25 protein-coding genes and 1 riboswitch are annotated in these 23,540 nt (G+C 35.7%); of the genes, 8 read left to right on the top strand and 17 right to left on the bottom strand.

The window, feature by feature from the left end:
• Positions 1 to 339: 339 nt before the first annotated feature.
• From QH639_RS16845 to QH639_RS16830, 4 genes are all read right to left on the bottom strand, one after another.
• Positions 340 to 1,107, bottom strand: a complete 768-nt coding sequence (locus tag QH639_RS16845) for a nucleotidyltransferase domain-containing protein (RefSeq protein ID WP_281114842.1) — start codon at positions 1,105 to 1,107, stop codon at positions 340 to 342.
• Positions 1,108 to 1,199: 92 nt separating this feature from the next.
• Positions 1,200 to 2,135: a hypothetical protein gene (locus QH639_RS16840; protein WP_131521762.1), complete on the bottom strand. Its 936-nt coding sequence runs from the start codon at positions 2,133 to 2,135 to the stop codon at positions 1,200 to 1,202.
• Positions 2,132 to 2,689 (bottom strand): RNA polymerase sigma factor, encoded by a 558-nt coding sequence (locus QH639_RS16835; RefSeq protein ID WP_131521761.1) that lies wholly within the window; start codon positions 2,687 to 2,689, stop codon positions 2,132 to 2,134. Before QH639_RS16835 ends, QH639_RS16840 begins: the two co-directional genes overlap by 4 nt.
• 124 nt (positions 2,690 to 2,813) lie before the next feature.
• A complete protein-coding gene (locus QH639_RS16830; RefSeq protein WP_227744973.1) occupies positions 2,814 to 2,963 on the bottom strand; it encodes a hypothetical protein in 150 nt (49 codons plus the stop codon).
• A gap of 155 nt (positions 2,964 to 3,118) precedes the next feature.
• Here QH639_RS16830 and QH639_RS16825 point away from each other — a divergent pair, with 155 nt between their 5' ends.
• Positions 3,119 to 3,610: a hypothetical protein gene (locus QH639_RS16825; RefSeq protein WP_131521759.1), complete on the top strand. Its 492-nt coding sequence runs from the start codon at positions 3,119 to 3,121 to the stop codon at positions 3,608 to 3,610.
• A gap of 61 nt (positions 3,611 to 3,671) precedes the next feature.
• On the opposite strand, the gene QH639_RS16820 is transcribed toward QH639_RS16825, so the two are convergent.
• Together QH639_RS16820 and QH639_RS16815 are read right to left on the bottom strand one after the other, a co-directional pair.
• Positions 3,672 to 3,944, bottom strand: a complete 273-nt coding sequence (locus QH639_RS16820) for a hypothetical protein (protein ID WP_281114841.1) — start codon at positions 3,942 to 3,944, stop codon at positions 3,672 to 3,674.
• Between the two features lie 175 nt (positions 3,945 to 4,119).
• On the bottom strand, positions 4,120 to 4,326 hold the full coding sequence (locus QH639_RS16815) for a hypothetical protein (RefSeq protein ID WP_131521757.1): 207 nt from the start codon (positions 4,324 to 4,326) through the stop codon (positions 4,120 to 4,122).
• A 237-nt stretch (positions 4,327 to 4,563) separates the two neighbouring features.
• On the opposite strand from QH639_RS16815, the gene QH639_RS16810 reads away from it, so the two are divergent.
• Genes QH639_RS16810 through gnd form a run of 4 tightly spaced genes read left to right on the top strand, consistent with a single transcriptional unit; the run spans position 4,564 to position 9,618 of the window.
• Complete coding sequence (locus tag QH639_RS16810; RefSeq protein ID WP_131521756.1) at positions 4,564 to 5,295, top strand: GntR family transcriptional regulator; 732 nt, start codon at positions 4,564 to 4,566, stop codon at positions 5,293 to 5,295.
• Positions 5,288 to 6,829: a gluconokinase gene (gntK, locus tag QH639_RS16805; protein WP_131521755.1), complete on the top strand. Its 1,542-nt coding sequence runs from the start codon at positions 5,288 to 5,290 to the stop codon at positions 6,827 to 6,829. Before QH639_RS16810 ends, gntK begins: the two co-directional genes overlap by 8 nt.
• 15 nt (positions 6,830 to 6,844) lie before the next feature.
• Positions 6,845 to 8,191, top strand: coding sequence for a GntP family permease (locus tag QH639_RS16800; protein ID WP_131521754.1), 1,347 nt, complete (start codon positions 6,845 to 6,847; stop codon positions 8,189 to 8,191).
• A gap of 26 nt (positions 8,192 to 8,217) precedes the next feature.
• Positions 8,218 to 9,618, top strand: a complete 1,401-nt coding sequence (gene gnd, locus QH639_RS16795) for a decarboxylating NADP(+)-dependent phosphogluconate dehydrogenase (RefSeq protein WP_131521753.1) — start codon at positions 8,218 to 8,220, stop codon at positions 9,616 to 9,618.
• Between the two features lie 53 nt (positions 9,619 to 9,671).
• On the opposite strand, the gene QH639_RS16790 is transcribed toward gnd, so the two are convergent.
• Positions 9,672 to 11,216: a histidine kinase N-terminal 7TM domain-containing diguanylate cyclase gene (locus QH639_RS16790; protein ID WP_237898939.1), complete on the bottom strand. Its 1,545-nt coding sequence runs from the start codon at positions 11,214 to 11,216 to the stop codon at positions 9,672 to 9,674.
• Positions 11,217 to 11,311: 95 nt separating this feature from the next.
• On the opposite strand from QH639_RS16790, the gene QH639_RS16785 reads away from it, so the two are divergent.
• Complete coding sequence (locus tag QH639_RS16785) at positions 11,312 to 11,644, top strand: BRCT domain-containing protein (protein ID WP_131521751.1); 333 nt, start codon at positions 11,312 to 11,314, stop codon at positions 11,642 to 11,644.
• A 49-nt stretch (positions 11,645 to 11,693) separates the two neighbouring features.
• Here the strand turns inward: QH639_RS16785 and QH639_RS16780 are convergent, their stop codons facing one another.
• The 5 genes from QH639_RS16780 to QH639_RS16760 form a co-directional block, all read right to left on the bottom strand.
• Entirely contained in the window at positions 11,694 to 12,782 is a 1,089-nt protein-coding gene (locus tag QH639_RS16780; protein ID WP_131521750.1) for a DUF4179 domain-containing protein, read from the bottom strand.
• Entirely contained in the window at positions 12,779 to 13,333 is a 555-nt protein-coding gene (locus tag QH639_RS16775) for a sigma-70 family RNA polymerase sigma factor (protein WP_131521749.1), read from the bottom strand. The genes QH639_RS16780 and QH639_RS16775 overlap by 4 nt, the downstream gene beginning before the upstream one ends.
• A 192-nt stretch (positions 13,334 to 13,525) precedes the next feature.
• On the bottom strand, positions 13,526 to 14,200 hold the full coding sequence (locus QH639_RS16770; protein WP_281114840.1) for a peptidylprolyl isomerase: 675 nt from the start codon (positions 14,198 to 14,200) through the stop codon (positions 13,526 to 13,528).
• 155 nt (positions 14,201 to 14,355) lie between these two features.
• Positions 14,356 to 16,224 (bottom strand): leucine-rich repeat domain-containing protein, encoded by a 1,869-nt coding sequence (locus QH639_RS16765; protein ID WP_237898941.1) that lies wholly within the window; start codon positions 16,222 to 16,224, stop codon positions 14,356 to 14,358.
• A 160-nt stretch (positions 16,225 to 16,384) separates the two neighbouring features.
• The gene (locus QH639_RS16760) at positions 16,385 to 17,395 is read right to left on the bottom strand and encodes a GNAT family N-acetyltransferase (protein WP_281114839.1); all 1,011 of its coding nucleotides are present in this window, start codon (positions 17,393 to 17,395) and stop codon (positions 16,385 to 16,387) included.
• Between the two features lie 223 nt (positions 17,396 to 17,618).
• Here QH639_RS16760 and QH639_RS16755 point away from each other — a divergent pair, with 223 nt between their 5' ends.
• Both QH639_RS16755 and QH639_RS16750 read left to right on the top strand, forming a co-directional pair.
• Positions 17,619 to 18,602: a tRNA dihydrouridine synthase gene (locus QH639_RS16755; protein WP_281114838.1), complete on the top strand. Its 984-nt coding sequence runs from the start codon at positions 17,619 to 17,621 to the stop codon at positions 18,600 to 18,602.
• Between the two features lie 201 nt (positions 18,603 to 18,803).
• Positions 18,804 to 19,994: an MFS transporter gene (locus QH639_RS16750; protein ID WP_281114837.1), complete on the top strand. Its 1,191-nt coding sequence runs from the start codon at positions 18,804 to 18,806 to the stop codon at positions 19,992 to 19,994.
• 105 nt (positions 19,995 to 20,099) lie between these two features.
• On the opposite strand, the gene QH639_RS16745 is transcribed toward QH639_RS16750, so the two are convergent.
• From QH639_RS16745 to queF, 5 genes are all read right to left on the bottom strand, one after another.
• Positions 20,100 to 20,639 (bottom strand): VUT family protein, encoded by a 540-nt coding sequence (locus QH639_RS16745; RefSeq protein WP_131521743.1) that lies wholly within the window; start codon positions 20,637 to 20,639, stop codon positions 20,100 to 20,102.
• Positions 20,640 to 20,680: 41 nt separating this feature from the next.
• A complete protein-coding gene (queE, locus tag QH639_RS16740; protein WP_237898955.1) occupies positions 20,681 to 21,409 on the bottom strand; it encodes a 7-carboxy-7-deazaguanine synthase QueE in 729 nt (242 codons plus the stop codon).
• Entirely contained in the window at positions 21,402 to 21,872 is a 471-nt protein-coding gene (queD, locus tag QH639_RS16735) for a 6-carboxytetrahydropterin synthase QueD (RefSeq protein ID WP_237898959.1), read from the bottom strand. The genes queE and queD overlap by 8 nt, the downstream gene beginning before the upstream one ends.
• Before the next feature lie 3 nt (positions 21,873 to 21,875).
• Positions 21,876 to 22,535, bottom strand: coding sequence for a 7-cyano-7-deazaguanine synthase QueC (gene queC, locus QH639_RS16730; RefSeq protein ID WP_054548829.1), 660 nt, complete (start codon positions 22,533 to 22,535; stop codon positions 21,876 to 21,878).
• 104 nt (positions 22,536 to 22,639) lie between these two features.
• Positions 22,640 to 23,140: a preQ(1) synthase gene (queF, locus tag QH639_RS16725; RefSeq protein ID WP_004233404.1), complete on the bottom strand. Its 501-nt coding sequence runs from the start codon at positions 23,138 to 23,140 to the stop codon at positions 22,640 to 22,642.
• A 126-nt stretch (positions 23,141 to 23,266) separates the two neighbouring features.
• A riboswitch (PreQ1 riboswitch) is annotated at positions 23,267 to 23,313 on the bottom strand.
• Positions 23,314 to 23,540: the final 227 nt, after the last annotated feature.

Here is a 23,540-nt window from a genome sequence, read left to right as displayed (position 1 = left end):
ACTTTAGAAGTACTGTAGCCATGGAGCAACCTCGGAGCACACCATTTCTGTATCAATTATTACCTTATTGCAGTTTATCACAATTAGTTCAAGAATAAAATATCAACTATTTATATGAGAGTTATCAGCTTTTTTCGAGCCTTTCCAATCATAATTCAAGCAAAAAAATCACTTTTTGTTCTAGATAAAAATTGAATTATTTAAGCTTATTGGAATAATCGGCCTAAAAATGGTTGACATTTTCATAAAAAATAGGTTCTTTTTATTATTATATCTGTATAATAACATATAAATATGAAGCTGGTCTTGTATCTGAACTAACTTTCAATTTTCCACAGATTAACTTTCGATTGGGCTTTTTATATGCCAGCCATCTATATGAAAACCACCCATTTGTATGAGCACATACTCTACTACTGCTTCATATGACGCCATCATCTTTTCAGCATTGTCCTCATGCATTGCTCTCATAAAAATTTCTCTAAAGTCCTCATCTGGAAATGCTGACTTACTATATTTTTGCAGGTAAATTGGATCTTCAAGATAGGCATAGATTTGATAAAAGGGTATCGTTTCTAGATTTAAAAACTGACAGTACACCAAAAATAAATTGGCTAATGAGTTATGGTAGGTAAAGGAAAAATCCATTTTATCTTGCTCATAACAATCCTTTAAATTATCTAGTGTATCCCACAATTCATATTTTTTTATTTCTAAGACCGTTTTATTCATTGTTTTATACTTTTCTTTGAGCCATTCCTCTGCTTCAAATTTTAAATCTTTTATTATTCCAGTATAATCAAATAAAATTCTACCTGTTTTAAATTGGACCATCGACATGGTTCTTCTTTTGTTAAAATCATCTTGGAAATACCCACGAATTTGACTTGGTGGATTCGCAAAGTATTCAATTAAAAAACCATCAATAACACGATTCCCTCTTTCCCTCCATCCCACATTATCTGCCAAAATAATATGGACATCGATATCAGAGCGCTTAGAAGGATTTCCAGTAATATAGCTCCCACATACGAGCGCTCCTACAACTTCCTCTTTATCTTGCCATTCTTTCAGGAACGTTTCTAAGGCTATTTTCCATTTTGCCATTGATCATTCACTCCCTTTTTAATTGATTTATTTCTATAATACTATTGAAAAAACAGAAAACCTCTAATACGTTTTCTGTTTTTATCTACTTCTTATTTAATTTCTTTAACAGTTAATTTCTTTTGGCTAACTTCATAAGTGACTACCACGTTTTTAATAATCGCCGTATCATCATAGGAGAGACTAGCTTCAAATTCTATGGTAGCATCTCCCTTCCATCTAAGATGATCCACATAGCTATAGTTTTCATGATCTGTTCGAATCCAAGTATCTAACCCTTGCTCAGCACCATATTTAACCCTTGAAGATTCTACTAACTCTGGGCTTACCATTCGCTCTTCCACATTGATGACTTCAACAAATTCACTTTTATTAGAGTTCGTGACAATAGTAATTAATTTCTGATCAGGTGAAGGAATTATCTCTTTAATATACATTGATGGACTGGAGAAGCTAGAATATGCCTCTAGCACATCATCTTTTATACGCCAAAGAACATTTTGGCTTCCGTAATCTGAATAATTATTGAATAAAGTAAAGAAGACGCTCCCATCTGCTAATTTATATACCTGCTGACTTTTAAAGCTTCCCGATAAAATATCGACAGCAAAAATAGCCGAATTTGCAATTTTTTTGTTATCACTTTGTATAAATGGCTGAATAGCCTTTAACGCCTTATTTCTCAACTTTTCATCATTATAGCTCTCTACTAGTCTATTTATTGCAATATAGATATACTCCTCTTTGTCACTATCTAGAGCTTTTAGAAATTTATCTGCATCATATTTTGTAGCTGGCATTAGTTCCATATCCTCTGCTGATAAATAACGAATATAAAGCTCATTATTTTGATGTTTATAGTAAGCTGCTGCTATTGTGGCAGTAGAAACTGAGCTTACGATCATCATACTTATTACCACAGCGAGCCATTTTTTAGAAAAACTTTTCTTCTTTACTTCATAGTTGGCGGCTTCAATTAATTCTTCCTCTATAAATCCAATTTCACGATATAACTCCTCTTTTTTCATATATATAATCCCTCGCTTTCCAAATAAAATCTTAGTTTATTACGTGTCCTAAATAAGTTGGACTTAACTTTACTACTACTCATTTGAAAGTGTAAGGAAATATCTTTTATAGTATAGGAGTACCAATATCGTTGAATAAATATATTTCTAGATTGTTCATCTAAGGTATATAAAAATCGGCTAATGTATTGAGCAAATTCACCCGCTTCATAGGATGTTTCTACCGTATGAGAAGAAGCTAGACATTCTTCCAGCTCTGTGAGAATGACCTCAAACTCATTGTTTCTCTTTTTGGCTGTATTATAGCTATGCTTATCAAGTGCAATATTACGTATGATTCTCCCTAAAAAAATAGATAGTTTTCTTGGTATCTGTGGAGGGATTGTGTTCCATGCAGCTAGGTAGGCATCATTCTCACATTCTTCAACATCCCTCAAATTTGCCAAGATTCTTCTTGCTATTACTCTACAATATGCTCCATATTTTTTCCTTGTTTCCAAAATAGCCTGCTGTGAGCGTTGTATATATAAAGCAACTATTTTTTCATCGTCCATTTGCATTTTCTCCTTTTATATACTCTTACTTATAAAGTAGATAATCCAAACAATTGGTTGCATGTTGTGGCAAAAATTCTGCTAATGAAAAAACCGCACTCTTTTAGGTACGGTTCTCCACATTTCAAAATAAATTAGATAAAAATATTTGTATTGATGTAGGTAATAGCTGAAAGAATAATCCCTCATATTTAATATCCAGTATACCAGCGACGACAATAACAACAAAAATTAACAATAGAAAGATTTTCTTATTTTTAGAAATCCAATTCAATAGATGCCACTCCTCTGATCTAATCGTTAGCATGTTAAGTATAAGTCGATTGCTATCAAATAGCATCCTATTAATTGTCTGTCACCTAATTTTACAATGCTACATAAATTAAAATGATACGCTAAAAACGAGAAATATGTAAGAAGGGAATGGGTATGGTCAATTTTAAATCTTTTCGAGGTGTTATCACTCAAATCAATGATTTTCCTGTTGGACAAAACGGAGATAAGAACGGTTGTTATAAAATAATGACCTTAGAAGATGGTGCTGGTGGGGTCGTCAATTTTATTATTTCTCCCTCCACCTATTTTGTTAATCGTGAAATTGTCACAACTGGTGAATGGGTAACAGGATATTATGATGGAGATGCACCTGTACCGATGATTTACCCGCCACAATACCGTGCTTTAATTATTGTAAAAGAAAGCAACTATCATAATGTAAAGGTAGATTTCTTTAATCAACAATTACTGAGTAGTGATGGACAATTACAATTAAACCTTTCTCCTACTACGATTATTTCACTTAAAAATGGGCAGCCTTTTACCAATAGTCCTGCCAATCGAAACCTCATTGTTGTTTATGGCCCTACCACTAGGAGTATTCCTGCTCAAACTACTCCCTACGAAATCATTGTTTGGTGTTAATTTAATCACATTTAAACAACGGCTTAAACCTCACTACGTGAATTTAAGCCGTTGTTGACTGTTATTCATTATCATTTTTCATTTCATGTAATTGTTGTTTAATCTGCTCTAGATATTCTTTATTTTGCTGAACAATATCCAAATGCTCACCATATTGTTCTGCATTGAAACGTGCATTTTCAGCATGCTTAATTTGATTAAATGCATGTTCTATTGCTATTTCCTCTGGATGTGATTTTGCATGCTTTAATAGACGATCCGCCTTTTGCACGGAGTTACTAAACAATGTGCTAGGATGATCCTGCTTCCAACTTGTATCGGAGTGCTTAGCCAATGTATATATCTTCCCTTCTTAAAAATGTTTTCATTGTTCTAGATGTAGTATTATGAAATGCTCTGATAATATGTATGGAAGAAAATAAACACAATATTTCCCAGGCTATAATCAAAGAACTAAGGCATATGCCTTAGTCCTTCTCTCAATGTCATGAATAGTTGTCAAATATAAATTAGTGCCATGCAGTCCTCTCACTGACTGGTTGCTTGATACCCGTTTTTCCTTTGGTTTCAGCAAAGTTATTGATTTGTGCTGAAGCTGAATCAAGCTCAAATTCAGCACCAAACTCCTCACGATGAAGTGTCTGACGCTGTTGATTTGTTTTATTTGCACTTTTCGTACCATTTGATCTGTTACGATTTGTATCCATATTTGACATAACCATCCTTCATCGATTATTTGAAAAGCTATAAAACCTTGTATAAGCTTTACGAACTTTTCATTCTAAAGTTTGTCCAAGGAGGAAAAAAGAATGTGCATTAATTATTATTTTTAGCTAAGTATAGAGTTGAGGAATTTTCAATTTTTGATTGTTAGTAAGTCGCTTGCAATCTTATTTTCTTTCTGACTATAATACTTGTATACAAGTATACTCAAAATCAAAAAGGGTGATATTATGAGCGAATATAATGATTATTTATATCCACAAAAATGGCTTTCTAAGGCTTCTACAGGTGATCGCGTAGCCTATGAACTTAGAATGCGTATTATTTCAGGTTTAATTGAAAGCGGTACCATTCTTTCAGAAAACAAACTGGCAGCTGATTTTGAAGTAAGCCGTTCACCCATTCGTGAAGCCTTAAGAATATTAGCTTCTGAAAATATCATTCGATTAGAGAAAATGGGTGCTGTTGTCATTGGTTTATCTGAAAAAGAGATTGAAGAAATTTATGATGTTCGATTGCTGATTGAAACATTTGTGTTTGAACGTCTCATAAAAATGGATACAACTAGCTTAGCACTAGAACTTAGCAAAACATTAGAAATGATGAAAGTTGCCATTAAGTATAACGATGCAGACGAATTTTCTTATCAGGATGTTATGTTCCATGAGACAATTATTCGTTCCATCGGACATTCCTATATCACCATGATTTGGAATAATTTAAAGCCAGTAATGGAAGGCTTGATTTTACTATCTATGCGCATGCGCTTTAAAGAGAAATATGAGGATTTTACTCGTATTGTGAAAAATCATGAGCTCTATATTGACGCTATTAGAGCCAAAGATCGAGAGCTTATGATTCAATCCTTACATGAAAATTTTGATGATGTTCAAGGCAAAGTAGAAGATTTATGGCGGTCACAGCAAATGCTATCTAAAGGGGTTGAGCCACAAAATGACTAACTATATGTTAGGTGTTGATATAGGGACTACTAGCACTAAGGCCGTATTATTTAGTCAACATGGGAAGGTTATTCAACAAGAAAATATTGGGTATCCATTATATACACCGGATATTTCGACAGCAGAACAAAATCCAGAAGAAATCTTTCAAGCTGTACTACAAGCCATTACCAACATTATGAAAGTCCATTCAGATAAACCATTACTATTTGTTTCCTTTAGTAGTGCTATGCATAGTGTGATCGCTATGGACGAAAATGATCAACCGTTAACACCTGTCATCACTTGGGCGGATAATCGTAGTGAAGCATGGGCACATAAAATTAAAACTGACTGGAATGGCCATGAAATTTATAAAAGAACAGGTACACCTATTCATCCAATGTCACCACTAAGCAAAATTACTTGGCTTGTGCATGAACATCCTGAAATTGCGCGCAAAACGAAGAAATATATCGGTATTAAAGAATACATTTTTAAAAAGTTTTTTGATCAATATGTCGTCGATTATTCATTAGCTTCGTGTATGGGTATGATGAATCTCCATACATTAGATTGGGACGAAGAAGCTTTAGCTGTTGCAGGTATTGCGAAAGCACAATTATCCACACTCGTACCAACAACTCAACTATTTTTAAATTGCAATGACCTTTTAGCTAAGCAAATGGGTATTGACCCACAAACACCTTTTGTCATTGGTGCAAGTGATGGCGTGCTCTCTAATCTAGGTGTGAACGCCATTCGAGAAGGCGAAATTGCTGTCACTATTGGGACAAGCGGTGCTATCCGTACCATAATTGATAGGCCCAAAACAGATGTAAAGGGTAGAATTTTTTGCTATGCACTAACAGAAAACCATTGGGTCATTGGTGGACCCGTAAACAATGGTGGTATGGTATTACGCTGGATTCGCGATGAGTTTGCCTCTTCTGAGATTGAAACAGCTAAAAGACTAGGTATTGATCCATATGAAGTGTTAACGAAAATTGCTGAACGTGTTAGACCTGGTGCTGATGGGCTGCTATTCCATCCCTATCTATCAGGTGAACGTGCGCCTTTATGGAATCCAGATGTCCGCGGTTCATTTTTTGGTTTAACCATGTCTCATAAAAAAGAACATATGATACGAGCTGCCCTCGAAGGGGTTATCTACAATTTATATACTGTCTATTTAGCATTACTGGAGTGTATGGAAAGCCCTGTCACTCGTATTCAAGCAACAGGCGGGTTTTCACGCTCTGAGATTTGGAGACAAATGATGGCGGATATTTTTGAATCCGAAGTGGTAGTACCTGAAAGCTATGAAAGCTCCTGTCTAGGCGCTTGTATTTTAGGCTTATATGCTACAGGAAAAATTGATTCCTTTGACGTTGTCGCTGATATGGTTGGTGACACTTATAAACATACGCCAATCGAAGAAGCAGCCAAAGAATATAGACAGCTACTCCCAATTTTCATTCGTTTATCTAGAGTTTTAGCAGATGACTATACGTCAATTGCTCAGTATCAAAGGAGCTTAATTAAGCCCGACTAAAGAGGAGGAGAATACATGCCATTAGTTATTGTAGGTATTGGTATTATTGCGCTGTTAATTTTAATAATGGGCTTTAAATTAAATACGTTTATTTCATTAATCATTGTTTCATTCGGTGTTGCTTTAGCTCTTGGGATGCCTTTAGATATTATCGTAAAAACGATTGAAGCAGGGTTAGGCGGAACATTAGGTCACTTGGCCTTAATATTTGGTCTTGGAGCGATGCTAGGAAAATTAATTGCCGATTCTGGGGGTGCACAGCGTATTGCCATGACCCTTGTGAATAAATTTGGAGAAAAGAACATTCAATGGGCAGTCGTAGCAGCATCCTTTATTATCGGTATCGCACTTTTCTTTGAAGTAGGTCTTGTGCTATTAATCCCAATTGTCTTCGCTATTTCAAGACAATTAAAGGTTTCTATTTTATATTTAGGAATTCCAATGACCGCAGCCTTATCTGTCACACATGGATTTTTACCACCACATCCTGGACCAACTGTTATTGCTGGCGAATTTGGGGCAAATATTGGTGAGGTGTTGCTTTATGGCTTTATCATCGCCATTCCGACTGTTATTTTAGCAGGACCATTATTTACAAAATTAGCGAAAAGGTTAGTGCCTGAATCATTCAACAAAACTGGAAATATTGCTTCTCTCGGTGAACAAAAAACATTTGAACTAGAGGACACACCGAGTTTTGGAATAAGTGTTTTTACTGCACTATTACCCGTTATTTTAATGTCCATTGCTACTATTATTACACTGTTACAAAAAACAATTGGCTTTGAAGACAATGGCTTCTTAGCAGGTATCCGCTTCATCGGTGAAGCTGGTACATCCATGTTAATTTCCTTATTAGTTGCCATCTATACAATGGGTATCGCAAGGAAAATTCCTATTAAGCAAGTAATGGAGTCATGTACAACAGCAATATCCCATATCGGTATGATGCTCTTAATTATTGGGGGCGGTGGTGCCTTCAAACAAGTTTTAATTGATGGTGGTGTCGGTGATTATGTAGCTGAACTCTTCCATGGAACTACCTTATCGCCAATTTTACTAGCATGGATTATTGCGGCTATTTTACGCATTTCATTAGGGTCAGCTACGGTTGCTGCTTTAACAACAGCTGGGTTAGTCATTCCAATGTTAGGTCAAAGTGATGTAAACCTTGCCTTGGTCGTGTTGGCAACAGGTGCAGGAAGCTTAATTGCTTCACATGTTAATGATGCAGGTTTCTGGATGTTTAAAGAATATTTTGGATTGAGCATGAAGGAAACATTCGCTACTTGGACCTTGCTAGAAACAATTGTATCTGTGGCTGGTTTAGGGTTTATTTTATTACTTAGTTTATTTGTTTAAAAAATGTTTAAAAAGGAGCAAGTACAATGTTAAATACAATTGGCGTTATTGGATTAGGTGTTATGGGCAGTAATATCGCTTTAAACATGGCTAATAAGGGCGAGCAAGTAGCCGTTTATAATTACACACGAGATTTAACCGACAAACTTCTACAAAAAGTTGAAGGACAAGCGCTTACTCCTTACTATGAAATAGAAGAGTTTGTACAAGCTTTAGAAAAACCAAGAAAGATTTTTTTGATGGTGACAGCTGGAAATGCTATTGATTCAGTTATTCAATCAGTAGTGCCTTTCCTTGAAAAGGGCGATGTCATTATGGATGGCGGCAACTCTCATTATAAAGATACAGAGCGTAGATACGATGAACTTAAAGCTTTAGGAATTGGGTATTTAGGGATTGGTATTTCTGGTGGTGAAGAAGGAGCTTTGACAGGACCATCTATTATGCCTGGTGGTGATCAAGAGGTCTATAACAAAGTAGCACCTATACTGACAAAGATTGCAGCACAAGTGAATGATACACCATGCTGTACGTATATTGGTCCCAAGGGCGCAGGACACTTCGTCAAAATGGTACACAATGGAATCGAGTATGCAGATATGCAACTCATTGCGGAGGCTTATACGTTTTTAAGAAAAAATATAGGATTATCCGTTGAGGAAATTGCTACTATCTTTGAAACATGGAATCAGGGCGAATTGAAAAGCTATTTAATCGAAATAACAGCTGAAATCTTAAGGAAAAAAGATGAGATAACAGGATTACCACTCATTGATATGATACTTGATAAAGCTGGTCAAAAAGGTACTGGGAAATGGACAAGCCTGCAATCTATAGACAATGGTATTCCTACATCAATTATTACGGAGGCCTTATTCGCTCGCTATATTTCATCATTAAAAGAGGAACGAATTCAAGCAGAGGCAATACTATCTGGACCAAATTATAAACAGCAAAATTTAGATAGAGATGTCTGGATTGAATACGTCCGCCAAGCGCTATATATGGGGAAAATATGTGCTTATGCGCAAGGATTTACACAATATAAAATGACATCAGAGCTTTATGAATGGCGTTTACCATTAAAAGAAATTGCATTAATTTTCCGTAGTGGTTGTATTATTCGAGCAGAATTTTTAAATGTTATTAGTGAAGCCTATCAAAAGCAACCTTCGCTAAATAATTTATTAATTGACCCATACTTTGCAGAAAAGACGATGGACTATCAAAATGGATTAAGAAAAATAGTTTGTGAAGGCATCCAAGCAGGAAACGCGTTCCCTTGCTTAAGTGCTTCTCTCACATATTACGATAGTTATCGAACAGGTTCATCTAATGCTAATATGTTACAGGCACAACGTGATTATTTCGGTGCGCATACGTATGAACGAATTGATGCACAAGGTGTTTTCCATACAAATTGGTAAGTAAAAAGCTAACATATACATCATTGCCTCAATGATTGTATATGTTAGCTTTTTTATTCTAGAAAAACATGTACTCGGTTACGTCCTGCTTGTTTTGCCGCATACAGTGCTTTGTCCGCATTGTTTAATAGCTGATACAGTGTCTCTTGTCCCTTTGTACCTTCTGCTACACCACAGCTAATAGTAGTACGAATTGCTCCCTCAGTAGTCATAAGTGGCTGGGATTCTACGCTATTACAGAGCAAATTAGCTAATGCTTGCCCCTCTAATAATGTAGAGTCCTTGAGTGCAAGAACAAATTCCTCACCGCCATACCGTGCAAACAGTTCTCCTTTTTTCAACACACTCTGACAAACCTTTACGACATGAACTAGTAATTGATCACCGATAGCATGCCCATACGTATCATTGACGTTTTTAAAATGATCGATGTCCATTAAAATGACAGTAAAAGCTGAGGATGATTCTCTTGCCTCGCTGTAAGCCTGATTACATTGTTGAAAAAAAGCTCGACGATTATAAATTTGTGTAAGTTCATCGTAAAAAGCGAGTTGCTCTAACTGTCTTTGTAGCTCCTTCAACTCTGTTATATCAGTGAAAATAAGTAATAACCCCTTACCATGATTAACATGTTGCAGCTCTGTAACACGCACTTGATAAGTATGATCAGAAAGCACCATCTCGATGTCTTGCGTATTCACCACTGCCTCCAATGTAAATGGCATCAATTGTCCAGTTACTTCAATCCATGTTTCCCCAATATCCCTACCAATCATGAATCTAGTTAGCTGAGGAAATACCTTGCTGCAGGCTTGATTAAACTCTATTAATCGAGCAGATTCATCTAACACAATAACCCCATCATTGATACTATGAAATATTGCATCCTTGGCAACAGGCATCACCCTAAATAATCGTGAGGAATTAATAGACCATAAATATAAAAATGAAGAAGCCCATAATACCATAGGAACAGGATCAACTCCTTGAGGTGTTAAGCCCAATAAATAGATGAATGCTGTTATCATAGGAATAAGTTGACCACACATTAAGGCAATTAATTGTTGCCGGTAGGCCTTAGTAGTCTCTTTCCAATGGATTAATACTAATAAGAAGGATACGAACATACAGCCAAAAGTAAATATGCCATGAATGATATACCATATACCAATTTCCTGATGAACATAAGGTGCCCCTAATATAGGATCTATTTCAAATACTCTATAATGAAAATGGTGTATATCATTTGTAGCAACCATGATTAAGCTAATAAATGGAATGGCAAGAAGAGCCATTATCTTTTTCCTTGTCAGATGAAAGCCTAGGTATTGCATGATAAACAATAATCCGAGAGGCGTTGAAAAAGCCATACCTACATATTGGATGGCCGTCCAAACCTTTATGGCACTCAATGTTGTAGCGATTAAACCAAAAGCAGAGGCAAAACAATATACCGCAATTAATGCGGTATAACTAATAAACAATTGAGCAATTTTTGTATAATTGTAGCGTTTTAGAAATACGTATAAACATAAATACAAATTTAGTACACCTGATGTACAGCTAAGAGTAATGAAAGCAGTCAATTGCGAATTCATGTCTATGTACCTCTTTATATTTTTAATTTTAATGTAGCATACATATAAAATTTTGTGGATTTATTTATCGATTAATTTTTTAAGGAGTAACGAATATGATCAATAAGAATAACTCAGAAATCATTTTCTTTTCTGATCCAGTTGAAAATCTAACCCACCCCTTTTATAACAAACAAATTGTATTCACAGGCGCCCTTTCTACCATGACACGATCCGAAGCCGCCAAACAAGTAAAAGCCTATGGAGGGTATTTACAGGGAGCTGTTACACAACATACTGATTTCGTTGTTCTTGGTAATAAACGTAGGGGTATAAGCGCCAAGCAGCATAAAGCTGAGCAGCTAATTCATCAGGGGCAAGACATTCAAATATTAATAGAAGATGATTTTTTATGGCTTATTTCGATCCCAAAGAAAGATGATAAGTAAAAAGAGTATGTAAGGTTGTTCTTCTTACATACTCTTTAAATTTTTTACTTTATCGGAACGGTACAGCAATAGGCTTTAATGTATATGGCTCTTTTATCGGTTCTAATGCCCCTGTACTATCCTTAATTTTGTATAGACCTACTACAGGGGTAATCATAATCGAGGTAGCTTGTTCATCAAATTTGTTTACAACAATACGTGGAAAATTTTCACGCCCTTTGAAATCTGTAGTATGACTAGTTCCTCTAAAATGAATGACATTATAATCATTCCCTAAATCATCTGTCACAATATAGTCAATGAAAACTCCTCGCCAAGCTTCATTTTCTTTTCCCACCAAGACTTCTTCGGAAAGATAAAATGTTGTAGCGATAGGTGTTTTCGTTATTTTAAAAGCTTCAATTTTTATACCTTCCCCTTCTGTTTTCATACTATCCTTTTCCACCCTTATTGTTTTACTTTCAAGCTTCTCTAAAGTAAATTCAAATGCCCAGTCCCCTGCTACTGAATTATTTACATTATTTAAATCAACAATTTGATTTCCTTGAAAATTAATGTGAACTTCCTCGGGCTTAGAGCCTCTAATGAGTTCAAAAATATACAATACTGCATACTCATTGCTGTTTATCTTTTGAACCATATAATTTGTTGAAGAGCCTCCATATCGATACCTATTTCCAAATTCCTTAGCAGTTAGTTCACGATTGTCACCATATAAAACTGGCCTTTCTCCTAAATCCTTTTCACTTTTAATAGTGTAAGCAATAGTAATATTTTCGCCATCATATACAGCATCTGTGACAGTGACTTCAACTTCATTACTTTCTTGGCTCACTCCGACACTTGTAGAATACTGATCATAATTGTTAAATACATACCTTTCATCATCAATAAACAATTCGAATATACTTCCGATAAACGGTAAATTTGCAGCAAATGTAGGAAACGTATAACCAAGTGTCATGCTGGATGCAATAAAAAAAGTAGCTGCAACAATAAAATTTTTAATGAAATGCCTTTTCTTTTTGACCCTCATGACATTTCTTTTCACTCTCTCTTTTTCAAGCGAGCTCACTTCCATCGGCTCTATATTTATATCAAGATTTAAATCATTAAATTGTTTATACAGCTTTTTCATGTCATACTTCCCCCCAAACGAATTTGCTGTAATCGTTTTTTCCCACGATATAATCGATTATCAATAGCGGCTTTTGTTAAACCACAATGAGTAGCAATTTCTTCGTTTTTCATATTTAAAAAGTATTTCATCGTAAAAATATCACGGTCTAATTGCTCTAATTGCGTCATCATGATGAGCACTTCCTCCGTTGTTGTCTTGATTAAGTATTCCTCTTCAGCCGATATTGCGACTTCACCTGTTTCATTTAGCTCATAAAAATATGGCGTTTTAGACAACCTTCTTTGTTTCGAAATGGCTTTAAACTTTGCTATCGTGCAAATCCATCTTCTAAAATCCTCTTTATCGCCTCTAAATTGTTTAGCATTTTCATAAGCCCCTAGAAATGTATCACTAATACATTCCTCTATTATTTGAGGATCATTATAGGATTTTAGAGCATTATAAATAATCGCTTTGATAATCCCCATATATTCATCAATGACATATTGAAGTGCTTCTTCTCGTTTTTTCTTAAGATGTTTTATAAAATTTTCATCTGTTACCCTCATGCAAACACCCTTTCTTCCACAAACATAAAGGATCCTTTATATAAAACATCGCTCAATCTTAAATTTCTTCTCATATTACTCAAAAATATTTATAATTTCAATTTTTTAACAAATATAAAAGGCTAAATCTCATTGATTTAGCCTTTTTAATGTTTATAGTATAGATTTTAACCAATAGCATTGGGACGAAAACTATTTGTTTACCTTAGGTGCTGGATAATCAAAGCCCTTTGTATCCACCTCTACCTTTTTCATCTGCTGATCTTCTAGTGGTTTATTTGTAGCATCTCGCTCTGCTCCAACAATGGCATCAACTGTTTCCATACCTGCAATCACCTTGCCAAAAGCAGCATATTTCCCATCAAGATGTGATGCTTCCTTTACCATAATGAAAAATTGTGAGCCTGCTGAGTTTGGATCATCTGAACGAGCCATCGAAATAACACCACGTTCATGCTTCATATTATTTTCAAATCCATTTGAGGTAAACTCACCATCAATCGAATAATCAGGTCCTCCAGTACCATTCCCTTTAGGATCTCCACCCTGAATCATAAAATCAGGAATAACTCGATGGAAAATAAGACCATCATAGAATCCATCTTTTACTAAAGCAATAAAGTTAGCCACTGTATTTGGTGCTACAGTAGGCTCCAATTCAATAACAATTTTTTCATCATTGCTCATCGTAATCGTCACAATTGGATTTTCCCTCACTTTTGACGCATAATCCACTGCTTCTTGTGTTTCTTTAGCTGTGTTTCCCTCAGTTTTCTCACTATCCTTAGCTGTACCACAGCCTGTCAAAACAACAATAATGGCTAGCAGAGATAGCATAAAATACAAACCTTTATTACGTACGAACATATCCTTTCAACTCCTCTTGTTAAGCATCCATTCATTATAAAACTATCCAAACTGTAGGACAAATCCAAGAGAGACAATGACAGAATATTCCTACCATTGTCTCTTTTTATTTCTACTATATTAATTTCGTAGGTTGCTATTAATTCACATTATTTTTAATAAATCATAATACCCTTGTCTAATACAGATTGATTTTGTACCTGATTCCCTAAAATATATAGCTTTTTTAAGTTAGGCAAATTCACTAAAGGTTCTACATTCGAAATAGCATTATTTTCTAAATGAAGCACCTCTATTTGTTGCCAATTTCCCAAGAAATTTAACGATTGTAGTGAATTATCTTGTAAAGTGAATGAACGTAAATTTGTAAAGCCAGCAAAGTAAGGCATGATCTTATCTACTTCTTGCACCCATTCCCCATTACCAATTTGAATGGAAACATCATTTAAAGTTAAATGCTCCAGCACGTTGTTCGTAAATGGCTTGCTATTCACCTGAAAATTACATTCATGACAGTTTAGCATTTTTACATGCTGTAAATTGAATAAGTCATTGGTTTCATAAAAGAGAGTCTCATTTAAATTGATTGCTTGCAAATGAGGTAGGTCATTTAATGAACGAATACCATTAAGAGTTCCATACTCCATGACTGTAAGCTGTTCTAGCTGTGGATATTTCAGTAGCTCTGCACCATTCAATTGCGAATCCGATCCACTTATAGAAACCGTCAAATCTCTTAAAGCGGGTGCCTCTAGCTTTGGTAAAAATGAACTCTTCAGCTCTGCCTTTTTCAAATGGGGCGCTACAATCGATGAAATATCACCATGATAGCCAGTTAACGATAACTCCGTCAATGACGTTAGACTGTTAACCATATCCAACAATTCCACTTGACCAGGAGAAGCTAAACGTAGCTTTGTTAAAGATGACATATTTCTAAGTCTATCTAAATTGATGATATTCATGTTTTCAAGATCTAAAGATTGTAGTTTAGGCATGTTTTGTATAAAATCAAGCGTTTTTAAATTTCTTACTGACGTAAGCTTCAATTCTTGTAATTGAGTCAATGAGTAAAGTGGGCTAAAATCCGTAGCTTCACTAATGTCTATTGCTAACGATTCTAGATTAGTTAGTGTAGACAGCCACTTTAAATCATTAATTGATTTTAAGGAAAGTGATTTCAGCGATAATTTATTTAGAATCTGAAAATCTGTCACCTCTTCAGCCACATAAGATAGTTCTAGCGATTGAAGATTGGGGAACTCTAATAATAAAGCAAGTTCATCATTACTTCTAATTTGGATAGAGAACTCTTTAACATTTGACTTATCACTAAAATATCCTGCGATTTTACTAAATGATTCATTAAAACTACCTGTATAACTTTTTAAGTTTTCAAGATGTTGGAAGCTTACTTTTTCACTTTGTGATATTTCATAATCATTCATGAGCTTTAAAACCGTTAATCCAGTAAAGGCCTCAAAGTCCTTTTGTTCAATTTTTTGCGTATTTAATAATTTATCCATAATGATATAAGTAGAAATTTTAGCTTCCTTATTTGTAAAAGGATCTTCTAGACTATAATCAAAATGCCATTGATCATCAGAATAGTAGGCAGCCAAATATCGAATACTTGCAATCTCTTCTTTTGCTGGCATCGTCTCACCTTTATCAAAAATATCTTTTAAAAAGAACAGAAGAACTTCACTTTCAGGCATTGTTCGAACGGATAGTTCTTCACGGTTTCCATCCTCTGTTTGATTACTACTTAAAAGGAAATACCCAAGGAATACACACATCATGACAATTGGTATCATAAAGAGCAGTTTTAAATTTGTTTTTGGACGGGATGTTGTATTCGGAGAAGCTGTTCCATAATAATTATTAATCGTTTGATCAACATAATAAATTTTATTCTCTTTCAACATGATTTCCGTGTCACAAAAAGGACATTTGAATGTTTGCTCTTCTTTATATTCAATTTTCCCATTACAATTTGGACAATTTAATTTAATAAATTCCACTGGCAGCCCCCCAGCACTATTTTTCCATTAAGCTTAGTTGTCTAAAAAATAAATGTCAATATTTACGAAATATAGGCAAGCAATCTAAAACTAAATTTTAAGTGCCTAGTCAGCTTTTTGAATTCTCCATAACAGCAGAATTGGAAACATCTAACTAAATTTACAATAACCCTATACTTGGATTATTAAAGTTTGCCCAGGCTATATCACTGTTAATGTACCTAACCATTCTATAGGCTACTGGCTTAAAACCGCACTTAGGCCAAAATGTCGATGCAGCAAGATTAGTTATTCTCCAATCTGTAATGATATTCTCATAGCCCGCCTCTTTCATCCTTCTATAGCCTTCATTCATCAGCTTTTTTCCCACGCCTCTTCCCATTTGAGAAGAGTAAGTACCTGCAATCGTTAGCTCTATTGCATGCTCAGGTGTCATCAAATCTGAATGTATAGGATAATATTTTTGAAATCCTAATTCCTGCCCATCCTTTACTGCAACGAAACATGTATCATCATTCTCCTCTACTATATTTTTATATGAGTCTTTTATGCTCATGACAACCTCAGGGAATACAGGCTCAAATGTAGGTGCGGAATTTTGATACGATTGAATGATCTTAGACATTTTCCCCAGCATTTCACTATCCATTTTATTTGCAACCCTAATCTCTGCATTACATATATTCTCAAATGGTTTATAATCCCCAATGTTCATGACCCCATGTACTTGTTGTATAGAAAAGCTTAATCGTTGGTAGGCATCATAGTAAGCCTGATTTCCAAGAGGGATGATCGTGTAATGCATAAAGCAACCTTGCTCTAGCCATACCACTGAAATCTCTGCATATAATTTTCTAATAAGCTCAGCGGATTGATCCTTTCTGATTGCCAATCCTTCATAGGGTACCCATACATGTCTGCCTCTTAGAGAGTCATTCTTGATGACTCCGATTAAATATCCTACTAGGTCATCTTTAATAAATGCTCCAACCCCCTTAATAGTATGATGAGCAAATAAGTTTTCAAGCATATTTGTTATATGTTCAGCATGAAGACAGCTGTTGTTTAGAAATGGATATACTTCACCTTCAAGGCTCTGTCTATTTACCAGTAATTCAGCCATTGTGGGTATATCATTCATACCGATTGTTTTATATTCATATTTTCCCACTTCAACTCTCCCCCTAAATTTCTACATTATATTACATATTATATCATTATAGATAATACAGGATTTTTTGGCCTTTTATGATTACTTTCTAATCTAAGAGAGCCTAAGTCTACTTACAATGATGTATTTCTATCCTTAAGCTAAGCCAATTAACTATGTAGAAATAAAGTAAATATGATATCTTTTTGCAAGGTAGTATTTTGGAAAGAGAGGATTTTTAGCAATGAATCAAAAAAATTTCTGGCTTGATTTACCACGGCCATTCTTCATTTTAGCTCCAATGGAGGATGTGACAGATGTTGTATTTCGTCATGTCATTCAAGAAGCAGGGAGACCCGATGTATATTTTACGGAATTCACCAATACGACGAGCTATTGTCATCCAGATGGGTTAGATAATGTGCGTAACCGCTTAGCTTTTACAGAAGATGAACAGCCTATTGTTGCACATATTTGGGGGGACAACCCTGAACATTTTCGTCAAATGAGTATTGGTATGAAGGAACTAGGCTTTAAGGGAATTGATATTAATATGGGCTGCCCAGTTGATAATGTAGCAGAAAGAGGTAAAGGAGCTGGATTAATTCTTTATCCTGAACGAGCCGCAGATATTATTCAAGCAGCCAAAGCAGGGGGCTTACCCGTTAGTGTCAAAACAAGACTTGGCTTTACAGATGTAGCAGAATGGCGTGAGTGGCTTACACATATTTTAAAACAGGATATCGCCAATCTTTCTATTCATCTCCGTACACGGGAAGAGATGAGCAAGGTCGCTGCACATTGGGAATTAATTGGAGATATCAAAAAACTACGTGATGAAGTTGCTCCCAACACATTACTGACGATCAACGGTGATATTCCTGATCGTTTAACAGGTCTAAAACTAGTTGAGCAATACGGTATCGATGGTGTAATGATTGGGCGCGGGGTGTTTTCAAACCCATTTGCCTTTGAAAAGGAACCTAAAGAGCATAGTGCCAAAGAATACCTTAATTTACTATACTTACACCTTAATCTTCATGACCACTATTCCAAGGAATTCGAAACACGTTCATTTAAAGCATTACAACGTTTCTTTAAAATATATGTACGTGGCTTCAAAGGGGCTAGTCAATTGAGAGTTCAATTACTGGGTGCACATTCTACGGATGAAGTCCGTGAATTACTAGCTACGTATATTGCCCACGAACTAAAGGAGAAAAAATAAGAGGAGATTGGCTATCGCCACTCTCCTTTTTATTTGCTTTTACTTGTAATCAAATCCTTCTTTAGAGGAGAATTGTCTAAAACAAACACTAGCATATAGGGAAAACTAATCTAATTTCTCATAAAAACATTTTATGATATGATGTTTAAATTGTGTGTCTACTAAGTAACACCGTTATATTCATCAAAGAAAGAGGTATTTATGCATCATACACAGTTATCCAAACAACATTGGTTACTTATCTTAACACTTGCATTATTAACATTTGTTCTCGGGACAAGCGAATTTGTTATTGTTGGGATCTTAACTGAAATTTCTTCAAGCCTTCATATGACAAATGCAAAAGCAGGCACACTCGTTTCTGCGTTCGCCATCACATTTGCCATCGCTACACCACTCGTGATGTCAGCAACAAGCCATTTTCCAAAGCGTAAATGGATGTTGTTTTTGATAGGTTCCTTCATTGCCTTTAATGCTCTGTGTGTAATTTCAACGAGCTATATTATGCTCCTTATACTTCGAGTTATGACCGCGATTGTAACAGGTGTATTGATCTCTCTAGCCATGATTGTTGCAAGCGAAACCATGCCGATTAATAAACGCGGCCTTGCTATATCATTTGTTTTCGGTGGTTTTACACTGGCCAATGTAGTTGGAGTACCCATTGGAATTGTAATCGCTGAATGGTACGGCTGGAATGCCACTTTTATGTTAACCACTCTTCTCGGAGGGTTGGCGTTTGCGGCATCTTTTTTCGTCTTACCTACTCGACTCAGCCAAGTACGAAGCTCAATACGGGATCAATTTTCTTTAATAATTCAGCCTCGAATTTTAATTGCCTTTTTCATTCCTGCTCTCGGGTTTGGTGCAACCTATGCAGTCTTTACGTACCTTGTTCCTATTTTAAAGGGAATGGGTGCACCAAATAATTCTATAAGTTTAATCTTATTCGGCTACGGCTTTCTTTCGATTTTCAGCAACATTCTTGCCGGTAAAATTGCCACTCACAATGCCATCGGCCGACTTCGGTTTGTCTTTCTCGCACAAGCTATTGTATTGACAAGCTTATTTTGGACAACAAACCATTTTATTTTAGGTTTAGCGAACATCGGACTAATGTCACTAATGGCCATCCTCTTAACAACATCTACTCAACTTTATTTAATAGATTTGGCCGAAATTTATAAACCAGATGCTAAAGGACTCGCTGCTTCTCTTATGCCCGTGGCAAGTAACGTAGGCATCGCTTTTGGGTCTGCATTAGGCGGCATTGTATATCATCAAGGAAATTTGATGAATGTCACATGGGTCGGTGGTATAGTTGCCGTCAGTGCAAGTCTACTAACTTTCTTTAGTTATCATTTAGACCTTAAACAAAAGAAAACAGCATAAAAAATGCAAGAGGTACCTTAGAAAGAATATAAATCAAACAGACCCATTCGAATAAAGCGAATGGGTCTGCTTACATGTAATCCGTATCTTCATAATAAGGAATAATTATTCTGAAATAATATATTCCCCTTTCATTGGACCAATTTTATTTAAAATAATTGCACCAATCATTTGTATAATTGTCTTCACAATAATTTGCCCCAAAATGGCGGCAGGTACCGCTTCCCATGGCAATATATTGGCACCAAGTGGACTTAAGCCGATTACTACGAAAATTGCAGAATCTAGAAATCCTCCAACAATACCACTGTAGAACACACGCCAAGCCATTGGTAATTTTAATCGAGTATAAATTTCAGTATCAGCCGTTTCAGCGACAACAAATGATAGTGCTGAGGCTACCACAATTAAAAGTGTATCACCTAGTAGGAATGACACCACAGCTGATAAAATTAAAGCTGTAATAATAAATAAATACGTCTTTTTTCTACCATATTTATTTTGTACTAGATCCCGAAAAATAAAGGTTGCCCCAATTAAAAGCGTTCCCATTGGGACAATAAACATACCAAAATGGAATGGTGCAAATGCTGCCGTTACCACATTAGCAATAACAATAGATAATAAATAAAATAATATTCTCAAACTATTACTCCTCAAGTAAATTTAATTTTTGTAAGAGCACCCTACACGCCTCTTTTATTTCCCCAAACAAGGGCATGTAACTGTGGCAGTACCTTAACATCTCTTAAATCCTCATCCTTCATTACTCTATCAATTAGTGCACGATATTTATCCAATAAATGCATTATTAATAGTGAATCATCAGTTGTCGTGAGATTATCATTACCGACTTGAAGATAAAAGGGAATCATGGGATATCGATGGTGAATTTGTTTAGCATAATCGTAATCCTCTTGATTAAAAACGACTATTTTAAGGGATACATGGTGATTATTGTTTCGATATTCAAGTTTTTCGAAGATATAAGAAAGCACCGAGTAATCTGTGGTCATCCCAGAGCTAGGTGGTTTTGGTGAAATTGTCAGTTCATCAACCTCATACATCCATTTTTGCCACCTACTCCCCTGTGTTTCCACCCCAATTTGTATATCATTTTCTTTTAAAATGGCAATAAGCTCTGCTAGATTCGGATTGAGTGCAGGATTACCCCCTGAAATCGTAACAAATGAAAAACCATTGCCTCCAAGCCGCTTCAGCTCAGACCAAATCTCTTCCGCTGTCATTTGGACAATAAGGTGCTTTCCACTGCCATCCCACGTAAACGATGAATCACACCAAGAACAGGAATAATCGCAGCCCGCAGTTCTTACAAACATTGTCTTCTGGCCAACGATCATACCCTCTCCTTGAATCGTTGGCCCAAAAATCTCGATAACAGGTACTTTACTCAACTTCCATCCACTCCCTTCTAGCTTCTGCATAGCTTGTTGGAGTCTCGTAAAGCCTGATAAACTCTACACGTACACCGTTATATCCTTCATCACGCAAGGCCTCAGTCAACTTTTCGTAAATCCAAACAACAATGTTCTCTGCCGTCGTATTCATGAGTGGAAGCGTTTCATTTAAATAACGGTGATCCAAATGAATCTCTATTTTTTGTTTCCATATTTCTTTTATATCGCCGAAATCGATCATCAAACCACGTTCATCAGTGTAGCCACTCAGTCCTAATATGACTCGATAGGTATGCCCGTGTAGATTTTTACATTTCCCTTCATAATGATGTAGATGATGGGCAGCATCGAAGGTAAATTCTTTGCTTATGAGAACACGCTTTGCATGATATTTCAATTGATTTCTTTGAATATCCACATCAATTCTCTGGAGTCTCTCAACGATTTTAAAATCTGACATGCCTTAAGACTCCTTCCTATAACTTAAATACTCATCAAGCCCTTTATTTCGTAATTTACATGCTGGGCATTCACCACATCCATCTGCTATAACACCGTTATAGCAAGTCAACGTTCTTTGTCGTACAAACTCAAGTGCCCCAAGCTGATCAGCTAATTCCCATGTTTGTGCCTTATTCAGCCACATCAAGGGTGTATCAATCACAAAGGAATCATCCATCGATAAATTTAACGTTACATTTAAGGATTTAATAAAGACATCTCGGCAATCCGGATAGCCACTAAAATCAGTTTCACAAACACCTGTTACAATATGCTTTGCCCCTACTTGGCTCGCTAAAACGCCCGCAAATGAAAGAAAAAGGAGATTGCGGCCAGGCACAAAAGTCGATGGGAGCTCACCATTTTCTCCGTCCTTCACCTTTATGTCTTGTCGTGTCAATGCATTCGGAGCAAGTTGATTCAGGAGAGACATATCAAGTATGTGATGCTTGATACCAAGCTCCTCTGTTATCACCTTCGCACAGTCAATTTCAAGACGGTGCCTTTGACCATAATCGAAAGTTACTGCCTCAATCTCTTCAAAGCGTTCTTTTGCCCAGAACAAACAAGTTGTGCTGTCCTGACCTCCACTAAATACTACAATTGCTTTTTCCTTTTTCATCTATAAAAACTCCCTTATATCGAAAAAACAGCACTCTAAGAAAAAGTGCTGCTTTCTTCTTAGTTTTTTTAAGAGGGTAGCTAAAAACCTCTGTCTTGCTTCATTTATCGATTATCAATTTTTTCTGGGTTAAGATCGTGGTTCATTAAACGATAATTGGCGATTTCTTCGTATTTAGTTCCTGGCTTCCCATAGTTACACCATGGATCAATCGAGATACCCCCACGTGGAGTAAATTTCCCCCAAACCTCTATATATCTTGGATCAAGTAATGCAATTAAATCATTCATAATGATATTCACGCAATCTTCATGGAAATCGCCGTGATTTCTAAAACTGAATAAATACAACTTTAGAGATTTACTTTCAACAATTTTTTTATCTGGGATATATGAAATGTACATCGTAGCAAAATCCGGCTGATTTGTAAGCGGACATAAACTAGTAAACTCTGGGCAATTAAACTTAACAAAATAATCTCGATTAGCATGAAGATTATCCACTGCCTCTAATACCTCAGGTGCATAATCATAGGAATACTTTGTACCTTGATTACCTAATAGGGTCAAATCCTTTAATCCTTCTTCATGACTTCTGCCAGACATAAAAAAACCTCCTTGTAAAATGTTTCCCAACACTTTTCAAGAGAGGCATCACCAATCATTCTATTTAAAACATAAGTAAACAGATAAAAAAAAGCCACGTCCGATATGGACATGGCCTATTGTCATGTTTCCATAGTTTTTTATAGAGGGTATCAGCTATGAACCTCTCCCGTTCTAGTCCGGGCATTCTTTTCTTCAATATCGTACAAAAAATAATACAGGACGTCAAATAGATTTTTTATAAAACTCTTAAATGATAAAAAGTACGAATTACTGTAAGTCTATACTCATTTGAAAGTTCTACTTTTTTATTAAATTACTAGGAAAATAGAATTAATCCATTTTTGACAAAGTAATACTAATTATCAATATTTTGAGATTTTTCAATATTCCGATATTC

Source organism: Lysinibacillus sp. 1 U-2021 (assembly GCF_029916965.1).
Lineage (GTDB): Bacteria > Bacillota > Bacilli > Bacillales_A > Planococcaceae > Lysinibacillus > Lysinibacillus capsici.
Note: the sequence above shows the minus strand (reverse complement) of the source record. Positions and strands in the feature narration are given on the sequence as shown.

Excerpts from the sequence above, each read along its gene's own strand:
- QH639_RS16800 (WP_131521754.1), top strand. The coding sequence starts at position 6,845 with ATGCCATTAGTTATTGTAGGTATTGGTATTATTGCGCTGTTAATTTTA.
- gntK (WP_131521755.1), top strand. The coding sequence starts at position 5,288 with ATGACTAACTATATGTTAGGTGTTGATATAGGGACTACTAGCACTAAG.
- queC (WP_054548829.1), bottom strand. The coding sequence starts at position 22,535 with ATGAAAAAGGAAAAAGCAATTGTAGTATTTAGTGGAGGTCAGGACAGC.
- QH639_RS16835 (WP_131521761.1), bottom strand. The coding sequence starts at position 2,689 with ATGGACGATGAAAAAATAGTTGCTTTATATATACAACGCTCACAGCAG.
- QH639_RS16845 (WP_281114842.1), bottom strand. The coding sequence starts at position 1,107 with ATGGCAAAATGGAAAATAGCCTTAGAAACGTTCCTGAAAGAATGGCAA.
- gnd (WP_131521753.1), top strand. The coding sequence starts at position 8,218 with ATGTTAAATACAATTGGCGTTATTGGATTAGGTGTTATGGGCAGTAAT.
- queD (WP_237898959.1), bottom strand. The coding sequence starts at position 21,872 with ATGTCAGATTTTAAAATCGTTGAGAGACTCCAGAGAATTGATGTGGAT.
- QH639_RS16770 (WP_281114840.1), bottom strand. The coding sequence starts at position 14,200 with ATGTTCGTACGTAATAAAGGTTTGTATTTTATGCTATCTCTGCTAGCC.
- QH639_RS16790 (WP_237898939.1), bottom strand. The coding sequence starts at position 11,216 with ATGAATTCGCAATTGACTGCTTTCATTACTCTTAGCTGTACATCAGGT.
- QH639_RS16775 (WP_131521749.1), bottom strand. The coding sequence starts at position 13,333 with ATGAGGGTAACAGATGAAAATTTTATAAAACATCTTAAGAAAAAACGA.
- QH639_RS16785 (WP_131521751.1), top strand. The coding sequence starts at position 11,312 with ATGATCAATAAGAATAACTCAGAAATCATTTTCTTTTCTGATCCAGTT.
- QH639_RS16825 (WP_131521759.1), top strand. The coding sequence starts at position 3,119 with ATGGTCAATTTTAAATCTTTTCGAGGTGTTATCACTCAAATCAATGAT.
- QH639_RS16815 (WP_131521757.1), bottom strand. The coding sequence starts at position 4,326 with ATGTCAAATATGGATACAAATCGTAACAGATCAAATGGTACGAAAAGT.
- QH639_RS16810 (WP_131521756.1), top strand. The coding sequence starts at position 4,564 with ATGAGCGAATATAATGATTATTTATATCCACAAAAATGGCTTTCTAAG.
- queF (WP_004233404.1), bottom strand. The coding sequence starts at position 23,140 with ATGTCTGGCAGAAGTCATGAAGAAGGATTAAAGGATTTGACCCTATTA.
- QH639_RS16750 (WP_281114837.1), top strand. The coding sequence starts at position 18,804 with ATGCATCATACACAGTTATCCAAACAACATTGGTTACTTATCTTAACA.
- QH639_RS16840 (WP_131521762.1), bottom strand. The coding sequence starts at position 2,135 with ATGAAAAAAGAGGAGTTATATCGTGAAATTGGATTTATAGAGGAAGAA.
- QH639_RS16755 (WP_281114838.1), top strand. The coding sequence starts at position 17,619 with ATGAATCAAAAAAATTTCTGGCTTGATTTACCACGGCCATTCTTCATT.
- QH639_RS16780 (WP_131521750.1), bottom strand. The coding sequence starts at position 12,782 with ATGAAAAAGCTGTATAAACAATTTAATGATTTAAATCTTGATATAAAT.